The sequence below is a fragment of the Flavobacterium sp. genome, from assembly GCF_039595935.1.
Taxonomy (GTDB): Bacteria; Bacteroidota; Bacteroidia; order Flavobacteriales; family Flavobacteriaceae; genus Flavobacterium.
Genome location: NZ_JBCNKR010000004.1, coordinates 582,385 through 602,029 on the forward strand (window position 1 = coordinate 582,385; position 19,645 = coordinate 602,029).

The 19,645-nt window shown below is 35.5% G+C and carries 9 protein-coding genes; 8 read left to right on the top strand and 1 reads right to left on the bottom strand.

Annotation, left to right across the window (positions count from 1 at the left end):
- Nucleotides 1-94: 94 nt before the first annotated feature.
- From ABDW27_RS02675 to ABDW27_RS02710, 8 genes are all read left to right on the top strand, one after another.
- The gene (locus tag ABDW27_RS02675) at nt 95-1,723 is read left to right on the top strand and encodes a DUF4955 domain-containing protein (RefSeq protein ID WP_343694512.1); all 1,629 of its coding nucleotides are present in this window, start codon (nt 95-97) and stop codon (nt 1,721-1,723) included.
- Between the two features lie 203 nt (nt 1,724-1,926).
- Complete coding sequence (locus ABDW27_RS02680; protein WP_343694513.1) at nt 1,927-6,018, top strand: two-component regulator propeller domain-containing protein; 4,092 nt, start codon at nt 1,927-1,929, stop codon at nt 6,016-6,018.
- Between the two features lie 213 nt (nt 6,019-6,231).
- A complete protein-coding gene (locus ABDW27_RS02685) occupies nt 6,232-9,234 on the top strand; it encodes a TonB-dependent receptor (RefSeq protein ID WP_343694514.1) in 3,003 nt (1,000 codons plus the stop codon).
- 15 nt (nt 9,235-9,249) lie between these two features.
- The gene (locus tag ABDW27_RS02690) at nt 9,250-10,770 is read left to right on the top strand and encodes a RagB/SusD family nutrient uptake outer membrane protein (RefSeq protein WP_343694515.1); all 1,521 of its coding nucleotides are present in this window, start codon (nt 9,250-9,252) and stop codon (nt 10,768-10,770) included.
- 245 nt (nt 10,771-11,015) lie between these two features.
- A complete protein-coding gene (locus ABDW27_RS02695) occupies nt 11,016-12,188 on the top strand; it encodes a glycoside hydrolase family 88 protein (protein WP_343694516.1) in 1,173 nt (390 codons plus the stop codon).
- Between the two features lie 160 nt (nt 12,189-12,348).
- Nucleotides 12,349-14,670 carry a glycoside hydrolase family 2 TIM barrel-domain containing protein gene (locus ABDW27_RS02700; protein WP_343694517.1) on the top strand — a complete coding sequence of 774 codons (2,322 nt, stop codon included), beginning with the start codon at nt 12,349-12,351 and terminating at the stop codon, nt 14,668-14,670.
- A 222-nt stretch (nt 14,671-14,892) separates the two neighbouring features.
- On the top strand, nt 14,893-16,710 hold the full coding sequence (locus tag ABDW27_RS02705; RefSeq protein ID WP_343694518.1) for a glycoside hydrolase family 2 TIM barrel-domain containing protein: 1,818 nt from the start codon (nt 14,893-14,895) through the stop codon (nt 16,708-16,710).
- 103 nt (nt 16,711-16,813) lie between these two features.
- On the top strand, nt 16,814-17,377 hold the full coding sequence (locus ABDW27_RS02710; protein ID WP_343694519.1) for a DUF2911 domain-containing protein: 564 nt from the start codon (nt 16,814-16,816) through the stop codon (nt 17,375-17,377).
- Nucleotides 17,378-17,432: 55 nt separating this feature from the next.
- Here ABDW27_RS02710 and ABDW27_RS02715 read toward each other — a convergent pair whose 3' ends face one another.
- Nucleotides 17,433-19,637: a xanthine dehydrogenase family protein molybdopterin-binding subunit gene (locus ABDW27_RS02715; RefSeq protein ID WP_343694520.1), complete on the bottom strand. Its 2,205-nt coding sequence runs from the start codon at nt 19,635-19,637 to the stop codon at nt 17,433-17,435.
- Nucleotides 19,638-19,645 lie beyond the last annotated feature (8 nt).

Genomic DNA, 19,645 nt, shown 5'->3' on the forward strand with positions numbered 1-19,645 from the left:
TCTGCGAGATCTGCGAGAGAAAAAAAACCTTCGCGCCTTAGTGCCTTCGTGGCAACCCACAATAAAACTAACTAACCACAAAAACCACAAAACCATGATTCGCCAAACCTTCCTTATATCCTGCAGCCTTTTTATGAACGCTGTACTGGCGCAGGAAATACCCAAAATTATTACTTCAAAAACCAATTATCTGCCTGATTTTAGTTTTGCGGGATATCATTTCGGCGAAAGCCAAATTCCTGAAGTTAACGGACAAATTATAAATGCTATTGATTTTGGTGTAAAAGCAAATGACAATTTAGACGATTCAAAAGCACTTCTAAAAGCTTTAAAAGCAGCGAATTCAGTTGACGGAAATGTAATTTTACAATTGCCCGAAGGAAGAATTATTCTGAGTGAAATTCTCTATATCGAAAGAAGTAATTTTGTATTCCGCGGTGCAGGTTCTGGCGAAAACGGAACTGAAATTTACTGCCCAAGACCCATGATGTATCTTAAAAATCCTGAATCTCTGGCAGAACTTCGTGAATATTTGACCACTTTTGATAAAAGACAGAGAGAATCTGAAAACAATATCGATTTGCCTTTCTCACAATATGCGTGGTCTGGTGGTTTTATCTGGACGCAGATTCCGGGTGAACGTGTAAAATCTTATTTGGATAAATACGAACCGGAACCTAATGTTTTGGCAAAAGTCAGTTCCGGAAAAATGGGCGAATTTACGATCAATGTTTCCGAAGTAAAAAACTTAAAAATTGGTGATATTGTAGAATTGCAATTGTTTAATAAAGATGGTGAAAACGGAGAAATCATTAAAGATTTATATCAAGGTGCAAAAGTAAAACCGGGCTCGCATCACTGGCAGTTTGCTAAACTTCCGATTGTGAGACAACAGGTTGAAATTGTGAAGATTTCAAATTCAAAAATTACTATAAAAACGCCTTTAACTATTTCAATCAAACCAAGTTATCAGGCACAATTGGTCGAATGGAAATATTTAAGCGAAGTTGGAATCGAACATTTGCGTTTTACTTTTCCAGATATTCCGAGAGTAGCGCATCACGTTGAACCGGGAAATAATGGCATTTTCTTAACACGTCTTTTTAACAGCTGGGTTAATGATGTCAAAATCACAAATGCCGACAGCGGAATTTTAGGCGAAGAAATTTCAAATGTTACGGTTCAGAATATTATTACCGATGGACCGCATTTATCACATTACACGGTAACGCTTGGCGGTGTTCATAATGTTTTGGTCAAGAATCTTAAAATCTACAATAAAGCAGTTCATCCGTTGAGTTTCAATACTTTTTCTACAAAAAACGTATATCAGGATTGTGAAATTTTTGCCGATGCACTTTTAGATCAGCATTCGGGAGCCAATCATCAAAATTTGTTTGATAACATCACGGTTCATATTACACCGGATAAAAATAACAGCTACTTTTTATTTGGCGGCGGCGGTGCAGAGTATTGGAAACCTTCTCATGGGCCTTTCAGTACATTTTGGAATTTAAATATTCAGGTTGAAATTCCGGATACATCAAAACCGGTTTTGTTATACGGAATGAAAGACGGTGCTTTTGCCAGAATAATTGGCGTACACGGAAATGCAAAATTTGAAATCAAATACGACGTCGATCCTTATATTGAATTTTTAAACACACCGATAGAGAAGATTCCGTCTTTGTATGATTATCAATTAAAAAAGCGATTGAAGTAAAGTTTTATTTGTTCATTTTAATCATTAATTAAGTATAGTTTGTCATTTCGACGAAGGAGAAATCTGCATAAGTAGCTCGGCAACGAGAGTCCAATCTTTGTAGAGTTACTTGTGCAGATTTCTCCTTCGTCGAAATGACAAAAATGAGAAAAAACTTTGCTCCTCTGCTCCTTTGCAACTTTGAACCTAAAAAAATAAACGCTATGAAATACAAAATAGCTTTTCTCGTAACTGTACTTGTTTTCGGAAATCTATTTTCCCAAAATAAATACCGCCTTAAAAATATTTCAACAACCGACGGACTTTCGCAGAGTTCTGTCATTGCCATTCATCAGGATAAGTTTGGACAGATGTGGTTTGGTACACGCGACGGACTCAATAAATACGATGGCAGCAGGTTTACTATTTTTAGGAACGATGTCAATGATAAATCTTCCATTAGCAACAATGATATTTTGGCAATTGAAGAAGACAATTCAGGAAAAATCTGGGTGGGAACTTACAATGGATTAAACTGTTACGATCCGGTTTCGAATAAATTTACGAGATATCTGCATACTAAAACCAATCATACAATTAGCAACAATGCTGTTTGGAGCATTCGCGAAATTGACGGTGAAATGTGGTTTGGAACTTCAAAAGGATTAACAATTTATAACAAAAAAACTGGATTATTTACCTCGGTTTTTCATTCAGATGATGATCCTTCTACTCTTCCAAGCAATAATATTTTGAGCATTTTAAAAACCAAAAAAGGCGAAATCTGGATTGGAACTACAAAAGGTTTGTGCCAATTAACGAATAGAAAAAATGGTAATTTTTCGTTTAAAAATTATCCGCTAAATGCCACAGATTTATTAACTGTACAATCGGTTATTGAAGACAAAAGTGGATTTTTATGGGTTGGAACAAAAAATAAAGGACTTTTAAAATTTGATCAAAAACAAAAGGCTTTTGTTTCTTTTTTGGATGCTGAAAAATACCGCGAAATCAATACTGACATAAGATCTTTAGTTATTGATAAACAAGGTTCTTTATGGATTGGCGCTTACGACGGAATTTATATTTTAGGTCAGGATAAAAGTGTGCAGAAAATAAATAACAGCAATAACAGCAACGGAATCGACAAAGTAAAATCGATTTTTATGGATCGAAAAGGTTCGATCTGGATTGGCTGTTATTACAAAGGCGTGAATCTTTGGGATGTATCGAATGTGAATTTCTCCAATTACAATCAGAATTCGAAAAAAATTCCGATGAGTTTTGATGTGGTTAGTTCTATTATTGCCGATAAAAATCATAATATTTATTTTGGAACAGAAGGCGGCGGCATCACGGTTTATAATAAAAACACCGAAGCCGTAAGTTATATTAACAGCAAAACCGGGCAGGCGAATAAAAACGACATCAAATCGATGTGCCTTTCTGACGATCATATTTTGTGGATTGGGACTTTTTCTAAAGGTATATCGGCTTACAATACGATTTCAAAAAGAATTGAAGACAATCGAATTGCTCCGGATTTGATTTCTCTTTTAAAAGAAAGCGGTGTTTATTCTCTAAAAACGGAAGGTTCTATTTTATGGATTGGAACTTTTGGAAAAGGTTTAATTCGTTATAATATAGGAAATAAAACTTTCCAAATTATTGGAAATGACAATACAAAACCTGTTTTTCTAACCAACAATATTGTCCGAACAATTTTAGTTGACAAACAAAATTATGTTTGGGTCGGAACTCAAAATGGTTTGAACCGAATTCCGCTTAGAAATTTCAATCCGCAGAAATATGTTATTCAGCATTTCTTTTACGATCATTCGGCTTTATCCGGCGATGATATTCTGACTTTGTTTCAGGATTCGCAAAACAAAATCTGGGTAGGAACAAAAGCAAAAGGACTTCATTATTTTGATGGTAAAAAATTCAACCATATCAATCTTAAAATAGGAAATACAGTTATAACTTCTATTCATTCTATTTTAGAAGATGACGATAAAAATCTGTGGATCAGTACAAATCAGGGAATTATTAAATACAATACAACTAAAAAAAGCATTGTCATTTATGACCAAAAAGACGGATTGGCGAGTAACGAATTCAACGATAATTCGGCTTTAAAATTAGATTCGAATCAGTTTTATTTTGGAAGTCCGTCTGGCGCTACTTATTTTGATGCCACAAAAATTTCCTTAAATCAATACGCTCCGCAGGTTTTAATTACCGATTTGAAAATCAAAAATGAAACTGTACACGCAAATGACGAAGACGGAATTCTGGAAAAAAGCATCGGTTTTACCCAAACTATAACACTGGATTATGATAAGGCTAATTTCTCAATAAACTTTGCGATTCCGAATTACATTCGATCAAAAAACAATCAATACAGTTACCGTTTAATTGGTTTAGAAAATAACTGGACAACAACTAAAAATGCTGAAGCTAATTTTGCTATTCAAAATCCGGGAACTTATGTTTTTGAAGTTCGCGGCGCAAACAACGACGGCGTTTGGAATAAAACTCCGGCAACGCTTACCGTTGTAGTAAATCCGGCTCCATGGCGCAGCATTTGGGCATTTATGCTATATGGAATTATTATTGGTTTAGGCTTATACGGCTTGATCTGGATTATGAAATCGAAAGCGAGACTGAAACAAAAACTGGAACTGGAATATCTGGAAACGAAACGTATTGAAGAAAACAATAAACTAAAATTAGATTTCTTTACCAATATCTCGCACGAATTCAGAACGCCTTTGACTTTGATTTTAGGGCCTTTACAACAAATTCTGGCTGATTATAACGGAACAAACGAAATGTACAAAAAGCTTTTGGTGATTGAAGGAAGCGCCAATCATCTTTTGAGTTTAATTAATCGTTTAATGGATTTTAGAAAGCTTGAAAATGATCAGGTTACACTGGAATCTGCAAACGGAAATATCGTAAAATTCACTAAAGAAATCTTTTTATCTTTTATAGAATATGCCAAAGACGGCGGTTACGATTATACTTTTGAAACTTCTGACGAAGAAATTCTGGTATATTTTGACCGCTATAAACTGGAACGTGTATTTTATAATTTGATCTCAAATGCATTTCGCTATACACCAAAAGGCGGAAGCATCAATATTAAAATAAACCACGACACCGAAAATCTTTTTATTGCTGTTGAAGATTCCGGAGTTGGAATTTCGGAGGAACATATCGACAAAATTTTTGATTTGTTTTTTGAAGTTCCAACGCACAATCAGGTTCAGAAAAACTATAATAAAGGAACCGGAATTGGACTTTCAATTGTAAAAAATATCGTGAAACTGCACAAAGGTTCGATCGATGTAACGAATAAACCAACGGGCGGGGTTATTTTTAAAGTGACGCTTCCGCTTGGGCGTGAACATCTTTCAGACAGCGAAATTATTCCTGATTTTAAAATAAGCGATGATATTGCACAATATGCGGCACAGCTTGAACCTTCAGAAACTATCGAAAATGAAGACATTGAAGATTTAATCGTAAACGAAGAAAAGCAGACTATCTTACTTGTCGAAGATCACAAGGTTCTGAGAAAATTCATGAAAAATCTGCTCAAAAAAGATTATAATATTATTGAAGCCGAAAACGGAAAAATGGCGCTGGAAAAGGCTTTAAAATTTGTTCCGAATTTGATTATCAGCGATGTTATTATGCCCGAAATGGTAGGAACTGAACTTTGTTCTAAAATAAAGGAAAATATCAAAACAAGTCATATTCCGGTTATTTTACTGACTTCGAGATCATCATTAGTATATAAATTTGAAGGTTTAGAAAGCGGTGCCGATGATTATATCAGTAAACCATTCAATTTAATGGAATTTAAACTTCGTGTAAAAAACCTTTTAAACACAACAGAACGTTTAAAACTCAAATTTTCAAGCGAAGACAGTTTTATTCCGTCTGAAATTACAGTTTCTTCTCTGGACGAGGAGTTATTGAAAAAAGCATTTAAAATTGTAGAGGATAATATTTCAAACGAACAATTTGATATTCCGTTTTTCTGTTCAGAACTGGGCGTCAGCCGTACCATGTTATTTTTGAAAGTAAAAGCCTGGACGAATTTTACACCAAACGAATTCATTCATGAAATACGATTAAAACGTGCCGCTCAATTATTGGAACAAAACAAATTAAATGTTTCAGAAATTAGTTATAAAGTTGGTTTCAACAATCCAAAATATTTTAGCAAATGCTTTCAAAAAAGATACGGCGAAACTCCGTCTCAATATTCTGATAAATTTTACAAATCTTCGGTTGTAATTTAAAAAACCACTGTTTTCAAGGCTTAAAAAAGGGTATCTGTATTTTTAGATACCCTTTTTTGTATTTCTATATCGTTTTCGGCTTCTACATTTGCGATATGAAAATCAGAAAAACAAACTTTTTATTACTGCAAATTTTATTTGTCATTGTGATAATCGGAATGAGTTTATTGCTTTTCTATTTTATCTAACATTAACCTTTTAAACCAAAAATGAATGTTTACAGACGAACAAATTAAATCGTTTAGATGGTATTTGCTTGTATTTTTTTTACTAGCAGCTATCATGATGAATGCACAGGAACGAAAAGTTACCGGAAAAGTAACTTCGAGCGAAGATTTACTTGGGCTTCCTGGTGCAAATGTTTATATCAAGAATTCTTCTGTTGGGGCAACGACGGATATGGATGGAAATTATACTGTTTTTGTTTCAGAAAAAAATGCTGTTTTAGTTTTTAATTTCGTAGGATATCAAACTGTTGAAATTCCGGTTGGAAACAAAACTGCAATCAACGTAAGTTTAAAACCAGATACCAAAACTCTTGATGAAGTGGTAGTTGTGGGTTATGGAACCCGTAAAAAAAGTGACATTACAGGTTCTGTATCTTCTGTAACGGCAAAAGAGTTAACGGCTTATCCTGTTTTAAGTGCAGAGCAGGCTTTGCAGGGTCGTGCAGCGGGGGTTTCGGTACAAACCAATAATGGTGGTGAACCGGGAGCGCCTGTAAAAATCAGGGTTCGTGGAGGAACTTCTATTAATGCCAGCGGTGATGCACTTGTAGTTGTCGATGGTTTTGCGGGAGTTTCGATGCCGGCACCTCAGGATATTGCTTCTATTGAGGTTTTAAAAGATGCTTCTGCGACTGCTATTTACGGTTCCAGAGGTTCAAACGGGGTTATTATGGTTACTACTAAAAAAGGAAAACCGGGAAAACCAGTAATTGAATTCAGCAATTCGACTTCTGTGCAAACGGTAAACAATAAACTGGATTTATTAGATGCAGATCAGTTTGCGGCGTACAGAAAAAGCTTTACAACACACACGCAAGGTCCTGCAAATACAGACTGGCAAGACGTGATTTATCGTGACGGAATGATTTCGAATACGCAATTATCATTTTCCGGAGGTTCAGATACGGTGAAATATTATGTTTCCGGAACGTATTTCAACCAAAATGGTGTTGTAATTAATTCAGGAATTGACAGATATACGATTGTTGCTAATCTTGAGGCCGATTTATCTCCAAAATTCAAAGTGGGTTTAAATACTTTTACAAGCAAACAAAATAAAGACGGAATTGTGAGCCAAACAGGCGCCGGAGGAACGGGAGCTGCGGGTGTAATTGCATCGGCTTACAGATTTATGCCGGATAAAGGAATTTATAATGAAGACGGAACATATACAACAACGGCACCTATTGGTGACGATATTGATAATCCGTATGCAACTGCGATGGAAAATATTCTGGAAACGGTTTCTATCACCAACAGAAATAATTTCTTTGGACAGTACAAAATCACTAAAGATTTAGATTTTAAAACGACTTTAGGTTTAACAGATACTAATTCTCAAACCGGAAGATTTATTCCTTCCACTTTGATTGCAGGAAAAAATATCAAAGGAGAAGCTTCTGTAAACAACACCAGATTTTCTTCTTTCTTAACAGAGAATTATTTGACTTTTAAACGTGAAATTATCGACAAAGGAGTTTTAACGGTTCTTGGTGGTTATTCATATCAAAAAAACAAAAATGAAAGTTCGTATGCGGCTTCAAGAGGATTTTTAACGAATACCAATTCATATAGAAATCTTGGCGCGGGAACAGTATTTTTAAAACCAGATTCTAATTTATCTGAAACCGAATTGATTTCTGCTTTCGGAAGGTTGAATTTTGATTATGATGATAAATATTTACTAACGTTCACAGCCAGACGAGATGGTTCTTCAAGCTTTAGTAAAAACTACAAATACGGAACTTTTCCTTCTGGAGCAATTGGATGGAATATTGGTAAAGAAAACTTCTTAAAAGACAGCAAAACGATTTCAAATCTTAAATTAAGAGCGAGTTACGGAGCAACCGGAAACCCATCAATTGGTGCTTACTCTACGCTTTCGAGATTTTCTGAAATTTATTATGTAAGCGGTGACGTGATTACAAATGCGGTGCAGTTAACTTCATTAGATAATCCAAACTTAAAATGGGAAACATCTTATCAGCAGGATTATGGTATTGATTTAGGTTTATTTGACAACAGAATCAGCATTACAGCCGATTATTATAAAACGATCACAAAAGATTTATTATTCAACAGACCACTTCCGGGAGTTTCGGGAATTGCTTCTCAGCTTCAAAACGTTGGAGAATTAGAAAATAAAGGCTGGGAATTGGGTATTAATTCTAAAAACTTTATAGGTCAGGATTTTACATGGAATACAAGCTTCAATATTTCTTCAAACAAAAACAAAGTATTGAAATTAGCTGATAACAAAGATTTATTGATTAACTCGGCTCCGGGTCACTTTTTGGCAACAGAATCACAGATTTTAAGAGTTGGGCAGCCGGTTGGTTCTTTCTTTGGATTTATTTATGATGGCGTAATTCAGCAGGGCGAAACTGTTTTGCCAGGAAACTTCGAAACAACTGCGGGTGGCGAAAAATTCAGAGATTATAATGGTGACGGAAAATTAGATTCTCAGGATAAAACGATTATCGGAAATCCGAATCCAGATTTCATCTTTGGCTTAAACAATGATTTTACATACAAAAATCTTGATTTGAATATTTTCTTCCAAGGTTCAGAAGGAGGAGAAATCTTAAACTATACTTTAATGGAATTAGCATCTGGAAACAACAATGCTACTACTGAAGTTTTAGACTCCTGGACACCAACACACACAGATACAAATGTTCCTAAAAATGCGGCCAGAACAAAAAGAGTTACCTCAAGATTTGTTTATGACGGAAGCTACATTCGTTTAAAAAATATCTCTTTAGGATACAGCTTAAATGAAAACATCGTTTCGAAAATGGGATTGAGTAAAGTTCGTTTTTATGTGAGTGCGCAAAACGTCTGGACCATTACAAACTATCCGGGAACAGATCCTGAAACAAGCTATTTAAACGACACTAATGCAAGAAGTAACACTTACTTAGGATTAGATTATGGAGGATATCCAAACGTAAGAACGTTTACAATGGGTCTTAATGTAAAATTCTAGTTTAATAAAAATATTATGAAAAAATATATAGCATTTCTATTCTTAGGAACACTGACCTTTTTTAGCTGTTCTGATTTAGAAGAAAAACCGGTAGGAATTATTCGTCCGGAAAACTTCTTCAACAATACCGATGATTTGCAGGCCGCTGTAAACGGAGCTTTTGCCAACATCGCGCACAATAATTATTGGGGAAGAGAATTTACAATCGCTTTAATGCTTCGCGATGATATGGCGGACATTGGCGACAGAACCACGCAGGCAGCACGTATCGATGTAAATGACATGTCGATGAACGATACAAATGCACTTGTGGCAAACTTCTGGCCGCAGTCTTATGTCATTATTACAGCTGCAAATCAAGCTATTGAAGGTGCTAAAAAGACACCCGGAGATCCTGCAAAAGTAAACGCAATTGTAGCACAGGCTTATTTTGCAAGAGCATTTACTTACTATCATTTAGTTCGTCTTTTTGGCGATATTCCGTACATTGATTTTGTAGTGAATGATGTTTCTCAGGTAAATTCTATCGGAAAAACAAAAGAAGCCGATGTTTATCTAAAAATCATTGCCGATCTTGAATTTGCAAAACAATGGCTTGAAGACAAACCAAAAGTAAAAGCTGTTCCGGGAAAAGGTACTGCAGCAGGATATTTAGCTTCAGTTTACTTAACTTTAGGGCAGTATCAAAAAGCGTATGACGAAGCAAAATATGTTATTACAAACGAAGCTAAATTTGGTTTAGGTCTTGATGCCGATTTTCAGGATTTGTTCAATGCTACAAAAGCAGCTTCATTAAAAGAGCCATTATTTACAGTAGATTTTAATAACTTAACATCAGGAAATTACGGTCAGGATTATACAGCGTTTTTTACAGGTTCGTTAAAAGATGACAGTTACAGCTACGGACAGGGATTTTCGGTTGCAGTTCCGTCATTAAAAGTGTTTAATACCTGGGATCAAAGAGATTACAGACGAGCAGTAAGTTTTGATACCATTATTAGAAAGAAAACCGGTCCGGGCGGATCATTGCAGGTTTATCCTTCAAGTGATAACGAAAAAGCGCCGCGTCCGCATATTGCAAAATATTTCCGTTTTCCGGGAAAAGCAGGTGCAAACGGAAGAACTTCCCAGCATAATTACATCACAATGCGTTATGCCGAAGTTTTACTGACTGCAGCAGAAGCCTTAAATGAAATTAATCCGGGAACTACAGAAGCCGATGGTTATGTAAACCGAGTTCGTGCAAGAGCAAGAAATAAAGCAGGAAAACAGGTTTCTTTTCCGGCAAATGTAACACCAGGTTTATCTAAAGAAGATTTTAGAAAAATGGTTATCGATGAAAGAAGATTAGAATTAGCATTTGAATATATCAGATGGTACGATATTAAAAGATTGAAAAACGGTCCTGAAGTATTTGGTCCGAATGGATTAGAACCACATGCCAATTTTAATCCTGACAAAGATTATTTGTGGCCGCTTCCGGGAACAGAACTGGCAATAAATCCAAATTTAAAACCAAATAATCCTGGTTATTAATTTAAAAACAATTATTATTAACCGCGGATTTTCGCAGAATTTTTAAGTGCAAATAAATTGTTTCCCGCAGATTTTACAGATTAAGCAGATTGAATTAAAAAATATTTTTAATCTGCTGGAAATAGAAAAATCAGCCAAATCTGCCAAATCTGCGAGAGAAAAAAATCTGCATTTTTGCGAAATAAATCCATGAAATCCGCGTATAAAATTTAGTCTGGAAACTAAAAATTTGATTAATTAGTAGTATGAATAAAGTTAGTTTCATTTTAATCCTGGGGTTTGCATCGCTGGTAACAGCGTGCAAATCTGGGGTTAATCATCAAACAAAAAGTACAGCAGCGGCAAATAATTTACTCCAAACGCGTTACAAAATGTTACTCGATTATCCGGTAGATTCTATGTCGATGCCAAGAAGCATGAATATCAAAACCAATGAGATTCGCAAAGTTCCGTCGAGAGACTGGACAAGCGGTTTTTTTGCCGGAAATCTTTGGCAGTTATACCGATTAACAGGCGATTCAAAATACAAAGAACAAGCTCAAAAATGGACTCCTTTCAGTAAAAAAGAAAGTGTCAACAGTAATTCGCATGACGTAGGTTTTAAAGTGTTTTGCAGTTTTGGAGAAGCGCTGAAAGTGGAAAACAAGAAAGAATACGAAGCAGTAATTATTAAAGGCGCCGAAACTTTATGCACAAGGTTTAATCCAAAAGTGGGTTCGATTCGTTCCTGGGATTTCAACAAAGAAATTTGGGATTATCCGGTTATCATCGACAATATGATGAATCTGGAATTGCTTTTTGAAGCATCTAAATTATCAGGAAATCCAAAATATCGCGACATTGCGATTGAACACGCCAACACAACTTTAAAAAATCAATTTAGAGAAGACAACTCTTGTTATCACGTAATTGATTATAATCCGAATACGGGAGAAGTTAGAAAGAAAACAACTTTACAAGGATTTAATGATGATTCGGTTTGGGCGCGCGGACAAGGCTGGGCAGTTTACGGATTTACAATGTCGTATCGATACACAAAAGATCCGGCGTATTTAAAACAAGCCGAAGCCACAGCAAAGTTTTTTATGAATAATAAAAACCTGGCGGAAGACGGAATTCCGTATTGGGATTTAAAAGATCCGGCCATTCCAAATTCACCTCGAGATGTTTCAGCAGCAATGGTTATGGCTTCGGGATTATATGAATTGTACGGCTATACAAATAATAAAAGTTATCTGGCTTTCGCCGATAAACTAATGGCATCGGTTCAAACAGATAAATATATTTTAGATTCTAAAATTAAGGCTCCTTTCCTATTCGATCACAGCACAGGAAACTGGCCAAAACACGATGAAATTGACGAACCAATAATTTACGCTGACTATTATTTTTTGGAAGCATTATTAAGAAAGAAGTAACAAAGGTACTAAGCTGCTGAGGGACTAAGGTTTTTAGCCTCAGAATCTTAGAACCTCAGAACCTAAAAAAACTATGAATAAACCGAATAAAACTTTTTCAATTTTTGCGCTTTTTGTTTTTTTTCAGATTTGTCTGAGCAGCTCTTTTGCTCAGACAAAGATGAATATTAATGACAATTGGTTATATCTTGAAAACCATACATCAAACCTAAATGAAGCACAAAAAGCCACGAACTGGACTTCATTAAATTTACCTCATACCTGGAATGCCGAAGATGCAACCGATTTATATCCGGGTTATCGTCGCGATGCAAGCTGGTATCAAAAGAAATTAAATATTTCGAATATTGATAAAAACCGCGTTTATTCTTTATACTTTGAAGGGTCAAATATTACCACAAAAGTGTACGTAAACGGAAAAGAAGCAGGCGGACACATTGGCGGTTATATTGGTTTTTCAATAGACATTACCAATTTTATTAAAGAAGGAAACAACGATATTTTTGTTCGTGTTGATAATAGTTATGACATTGAAATTATTCCGTCTCAAAAAAGTGATTTCTTTATTTATGGCGGAATCACGCGCGACGTTTGGTTTGTTTCGAAATACAAAAATCATATTGATAATTTGAAGATTACAACACCGGAAGTTTCGGCAAAAAAAGCTTCGGTACAAATTGTTTCTTCTTTTGTAAATCCTGATAATTCTAAAGATTTATCGTTAACCGTAACACTCAAAAATCCGAAAGGGAAAAAAGTTGCAAGTAAAACTATTTCTGTTTCAGATAAAACTTCAACAATATCATTCGAAAACATCAAAAATCCTGAACTTTGGGATACCGAAAAACCGAATTTGTATTCTTTAAAGGCTGTTTTATCTGAAAAAAATCAAATTAAAGACAGCGTTTCTGAAAAAGTAGGTTTCAGATGGTTTGAGTTTAAAGATCACGGTCCTTTCTATTTAAACGGAAAACGTTTGTTGATTCGCGGTACACATCGTCATGAAGAACAAGCCGGAGTTGGCGCTGCCATGAGCAACGCACAGCATTGGGCCGATATGAAATCGATAAAAGATATGGGCGCAAATTTTGTTCGTTTGGCGCATTATCCGCAAGACCCTGAAATTTATAAAGCCTGCGATGAACTTGGTCTTTTGGTTTGGGATGAATTACCATGGTGCCGCGGCGGAATTGGCGATGAACTTTGGCAGACGAATACCAAAAATATGCTGGCAGAAATCATCAATCAAAATTACAATCATCCGAGTATTATAATTTGGTCTTTAGGAAACGAAATGAACTGGCTTCCGGATTTTCCTAACGGAGACAATACCGAGAAAACAAATGTCTTTTTAACGGAATTAAATGACATGGCGCATAAACTGGATCCAACCAGAAAAACAGCCATTAGAAAATATTATGAAGGTTCACATATTGTGGATGTCTTCTCTCCTTCTATCTGGTCTGGCTGGTATTCCGGAAGTTATAAAAGTTATCAAAAAGCAATTGACGTTTATAAAAAAGAATACAAACATTTTATTCATGCCGAATATGGCGGCGACAGCCACGTTGGGCGTCACAGCGAAAATCCGGTTACGGGCGAAAATGTCATAAAAGCTGAAGGTTGGGAAGAAGCTATTGTACAGACCAAAGTGGCTAATATCGCCCAAATTGGCGACTGGAGCGAAAATTATATCGTTGATTTATTTGACTGGCACTTGCATATATCCGAGAATGACCCAAATTTTGTGGGAAATGTTCAATGGGCATTTAAGGATTTTGCAACGCCTTTACGTCCGGAAGATGATATTCCGTACATGAATCAAAAAGGTTTGGTCGACCGAAACGGAAATCCAAAAGATGCGTATTATGTTTTTAAAAGTTATTGGTCAAAAGAACCTTTCGCTTACATAGAATCGCATACGTGGACAGAACGTCAGGGACCTGAAAATTTGCCACGAACAATCAGCGTTTTCAGTAATTGTGAGCGAGTTACATTACTACACGACGGAAAATCTCTTGGAGAAAAACAAAGAAATCTTTCGCTATATCCTGCAAATGGTTTAACTTGGGATGTTAATTTTAAAAAAGGAGATAATACGCTGATTGCCATTGGAAAAACTAAAGATGGCAAAACGGTTTCAGATACGATAAAAGTCAATTACCGTTTCACAAAAAATGATACGGCTTCATCTTTGCAATTATCATCAGAAAAACTGAAAAATGGTAATTATCTGGTTACGGCAATTGCAATTGACAATAACAATTTACGTTGTCTGGATTATGAGGAAAGTGTTTATTTTCAATGTTTGAAAGGCGGAAAAACAATGAAAAACCAAGGAACGCCAACGGGAAGTGAATCAATAAAAATGGCAAACGGAAAAGCATCGATAGAAGTTATTCCTGACGGCTCAGGAAATCCGATTGAAATGACAGCTTTGAATCAGAGTTTTAAAGGTGAATATTTGAAGATTGAACCTTAAATATTTAACCGCAAAGGCAACTAAGATTTACGCTAAGTTCGCTAAGTTTTTTTAGCCACAGATTAAAAAGATTCTAAGGATTTAAAAAAGTTCCGTTAGGAACGAAATATCGGTAGCGCCGGATAAAATCCGGCGAAAACGAATATCACGCCCAAATAATGTTCCGTAGGAACTACAGATCAGTAAAACCACAAATAATATTACACAAAAACAACTATAAGAATGAAAAAAATCCTAACATTACTACTACTAACCACATTTTACGCCGGACAATCACAAGGCTTAATTTCGAATGTTCCAAACCGAAATACCACATCTTTAAACGGAGTTTGGAATTATATCGTTGACCCTTATGAAACAGGTTATTACAGTTTTCACCACGATGTTTACGACAAACAGGAAAAAGCTCCAAAATCGGCATATTATAGTAATTATCATGCCCAAAACAAACAGGAATTAGTTGAATACGATTTTGATAAATCGCCAAAAATCAATATTCCGGGCGACTGGACTTCGCAGGTTCCTGAACTGAAATATTACGAAGGAACAGTTTGGTTCAAAAAATCTTTTGATTATGATCTTAAAGCTAATAAACGTCTTTTTGTGTATTTGGGAGCCATCAATTACAAAGCTGATGTTTATTTAAACGGAAAAAAACTGGGAAGACATGAAGGCGGTTTTACGCCATTTAATTATGAAGTGACTTCGATTATAAAACCAAAAGATAATTATTTGGTTATTAAAGTTGATAACACACGCCATAAAGAAGATGTACCAACGCTTAATACCGATTGGTGGAATTATGGCGGAATTACACGCGATGTGACTCTAATTGAAGAAGAAGCTTCATTTGTTGAAGATTACACGATTCAGCTTAAAAAGAATAATAATGCTGTGATTTCAGGTTTTATTAAAATCAATAATTTAGATCCGGCAAAAAATCAGGCATCAGTTTCTATTCCTGAATTAAAAATCAATTACAAAGGAAAAATTGGTGCTGACGGAATTTTAAATTTTGAAATTCCGGCTAAAAAAATCTCATACTGGTCGCCTGAAAATCCAAAATTATATGATGTTACAATCGATTTTAACGGACAAAAATTAAATGATAAAATTGGTTTCAGAACTATTGAAACTAAGGAAGATAAAATTTTATTAAACGGAAAACCTATCTTTTTAAGAGGAATTTCGATTCACGAAGAAAATGCAAAAGGCGGGCGTGCGAATTCTCAGGAAGATGCTTTACGTTTATTAAACTGGGCAAAAGAATTGGGCTGTAATTATGTTCGTTTGGCGCATTATCCACACAATGAAAACATTATCAGAGAAGCTGATAAAATGGGATTAATGGTTTGGGAGGAAATTCCGGTTTACTGGACAGTTGAATTTACAAACGATAACACTTATAAAAATGCCGAAGATCAATTGACTGCGGCTATTACAAGAGATAAAAACAGAGCTTGTATTATTATTTGGTCTATGGCAAATGAAACGCCAATTTCTGACGCTAGAAATGCTTTCATTAAAAAATTGGTTGACCATACTAAAGTTTTAGACAATACAAGATTAATCAGTGCGGCTTTATTAACACAAAGCGATGCAGAAGGATTCGGAACTATCAACGATGCTATTGGTGATTATTTAGATATTATTTCTTTCAATCAATATTTAGGCTGGTACGGCGGAAAACTTGAAGATGCTGAAAAAATCTTCTGGAAAACCAAATACAACAAACCTGTTATTGTTTCTGAGTTTGGAGGAGATGCCAAACAAGGTTTACACGGAGAAAAAAATGAACGCTGGACAGAAGAGTTTCAGGAATATTTATACATCCAAAACCTGAAAATGATCGAAAAAATTCCTCATTTAAGCGGATTAAGTCCATGGATTTTAGTTGATTTCAGATCGCCAAGAAGACTTCTTCCTGGAATTCAGGACGAATACAACCGTAAAGGATTAATCTCAAATGATGGTAATAAAAAGAAAGCTTTTTACATTATGCAGAATTGGTATGATAAAAAGAAAAAAGAGCAAAATTAAAATCACACCGTTAGCAATTCATTAACAAAAAACTGACTGCAATTTATATGATTTTTCTTCATTATTAATTTACTTTGTAGTTATTCTAAAAAATTGTAAACCTATGAAAAAATTATGTTTATTGGCAGTTACTTTATTTGCTGCCTTTACAGTTCAGGCGCAGGAAGTAGTGAAATTTGCTCCGCTTGATGCAAGTCCGGTTGATATTTCTTATTTTCCAAACAAAGCCGTTAAATTCAAAAAAGGTGATAATCCAAATCCAGTTATCAAAGTTATTTACTCTAGACCTTCTGTAAAAGGAAGAACTATTTTTGGAGATTTAACTAAGTTTGGAGAAGTTTGGAGAGTTGGTGCTAATGAAAATACCGAAATCAAATTTTACAAAGCTGTAACAATTGATGGTAAAAACATTCCGGCAGGAACTTACAGCTTATTTGCTATTCCTGAAAAAGACAAATGGACAATCATCATCAACAAAGAACTAGATTTATGGGGTGCATATCCTTATGATGAAAGCAAAGATGTTGTGAGAGTTTCTGTTCCTGTAAAACCAGTTTCTACTGTAATCGAAGCTTTATCTATTGCTTTTACAGCTCAGGGAAATGTTGCTAATCTTGTTATAGGATGGGATAAAACAACAGTTGAATTGCCAATTACGGTTAAATAATTTAGCTTTTGCAGATATAAAAAAAGAGTCATTGAAAAATGACTCTTTTTTTGTTTTAAACCTTAACGGTTTCTATAATTTTATCGAGTGTAATTGGTAAATCTCTAACACGTTTTCCTGTTGCGTTAAAAACAGCATTTGCAATTGCAGGCGCCATTCCAACCAAAGCCGTTTCGCCAAGACCTTTAGTTCCCATTGGGTTGCTAATTGGATCTTTTTTATTTACGAAGAAAACTTCCTGTTTTTCAATATCGGCATTTACAGGAACATGATAATCAGCAAAATTATTGTTGATTGGACGACCAAAACGATGATCGATTTCCAGAGCTTCCATCAATCCCATTCCGATACCTCCTACTGCTCCGCCATACATTTGTCCGGCAGACGTTTTTTGGTTGATAACCGTTCCAATATCGGCGCAGGAAACCACGTGAGCCAATCGTATTTTACCCAAATTCGGATTTACTAATACTTTTACAAAGTGAACTGAAAACGAATAAATAGAATATTTCTTAGCTTCCTCTGCTCCTTTTGACAAATTTTCAACTTCTAATCCTTCTAACTTATTTTCAGCAAGTAAAGAAGTCAAAGCAATAGATTTAGAATTGTCATTTTTAGCAGCAATCAAACCATTTGCAAAAGTCAAATCAGTAATAGCAATTCCTTTAAAAACTGGATTTTGCGTAGCCAATTCCAATACTTTACTAACTAATAAATTACAAGAATCGTGTACCGCTGAACCTACAGAAGAAGTCGTAGCCGAACCTCCTTGCGTTGGGCCTTTTGGCAATCCGCTTTTTCCCATTTCAATAATAACATTTTCAACAGGTAAACCGGTAATTTCAGCTCCAATTGCTGTCATCATAGTGGCCGTTCCCGGTCCCATATCGTTAACGCTGCATTGCAGAACCAGATTTCCGTCTGGTAAAAATTTTGCTTTTACAGAAGTTGGACTTCTATAACAGCCAAAAGTTCCGGTTCCCATTCCGTAACCCACAAGCCAGTTTCCTTCCTTTACAGAACCCGGTTCATTTTTACGGTTTTTCCAACCAATGCGTTCCATTCCGCCTTCGTAGCATTCAAGAAGATATTTACTGCTCCACGGTTTATTTTGTTCCAAATCTTTTTCGGCATAATTCAGTTTTCGAAATTCAATTGGATCTAAGTTTAATTTATAGGCCATTTCATCCATTGCACATTCTAATGCAAAAGAACCTGTAGCTTCGCCCGGACCGCGCATCCAGATTGGCGTGCAAGTATCTAAAGGCACAATTCTGTAACGCGTTGAAACATTTTCGCAATCATAAATAAATCGCGACATGTTTACCGTTCCTTCCATAAAATCTTCATAACTCGATGTCATAGCAACCGCTTCGTGCGTTAAACCAGTAAGTTTTCCTGCTTTTGTAGCCCCAAGACCCATTTTTTGAATTGTAAAAGGTCTAAAACCAACATTGGTAAACATCTGTTCGCGATGTAAAACCAATTTTACTGGACGGTTTAATTTTTTAGAACCAATTAAAGCCGCAATTTCATAGGGCCAGGTATGCAATCCCATTCCAAATGCACCTCCTAGATATTCAGAATGAACTTCTACATCTTCTGCAGGAACTCCAAAAACTCCGGCAACACTTTTTCTGGTTCCTTCAACACCTTGGCTTTTGGTATATAAAATAGGTTTGTTTCCGTCCCATTTTGCAATAATATTAGCCAATTCCATCGGATTATGAACTTCAGTCGGGATCGTATATTCAGCTTCTAAAATTACTTCTGCATTTTTATAGCCATCCTGAACACCTCTGTGATAATCATTTCCTTTATCGGTATCGACTTTTTTCTCCTTATCAGCCGCTTTTTTTAATTCTGTCGAATGTTCTTCTTTAAAATAATCGGCTTTAATTAAACTTGCTGCATATTGCATACGTTCAAAAGTATCCGCAATAACCAACGCAATTGGCTGATCGTAATACAAAACCGAATCATCTTTGAAAATCTGAAGCGGCTGTCCAAAATTATGTTTGTCTTTTGCTTTTTGATAGCCAACAGGTTTATCAACATTCAAATGCGTAATAACCGCCAAAACTCCCGGCGCCCATTCCGCTTTTTTAGTATCAATGGTTTTGATTCTTCCTTTTGCAATGGTGCTTCCAACCAAACAGGCATACACAACTCCAGGCGTTTTATATTCGGCAGAATAAGTTGCTGATCCTGTTACTTTAGCAAATCCGTCAACTCTATTAATATTACTTGTCTTGCTCATAATTCTAA